The sequence below is a fragment of the Adlercreutzia equolifaciens genome, assembly GCF_029076695.1.
Taxonomy (GTDB): domain Bacteria; phylum Actinomycetota; class Coriobacteriia; order Coriobacteriales; family Eggerthellaceae; genus Adlercreutzia; species Adlercreutzia equolifaciens_A.
On sequence record NZ_JARFIK010000593.1, the window covers coordinates 1 to 290 of the forward strand.

1 protein-coding gene is annotated in these 290 nt (G+C 60.7%); it reads left to right on the plus strand.

Features of this window, described 5'->3' with window-relative positions:
• Window positions 1–290 (plus strand): NAD-binding protein (locus PZH32_RS13745; RefSeq protein WP_275208822.1); only part of this gene is annotated, 290 nt, incomplete at both ends.

The following is a 290-nucleotide window of genomic DNA, read 5'->3' on the forward strand; positions in this document are numbered from 1 at the left end:
CAGCGACGATGCCCTCAAGCTCACCCACGTGCCTGCCTCCATCATCATTGTGGGCGGCGGCGTCATTGGCTGCGAGCTGGCCTGCATTTATCGGGCGTTCGGTTCCACGGTCACAGTGGTTGAAGGGCAGGACAGGATATTGCCCCTGCCTTCGGTGGATGCAGACATCAGCACTCTACTCCAGCGCGAAATGAAAAAGCGCCGTATTGCGTGCGAACTCGGGCAAACGCTCACCCACGTGCGCGTGGATGAAAACGGCGTCAGCGGCATGCTTGCGCCGTCGCCCTTTG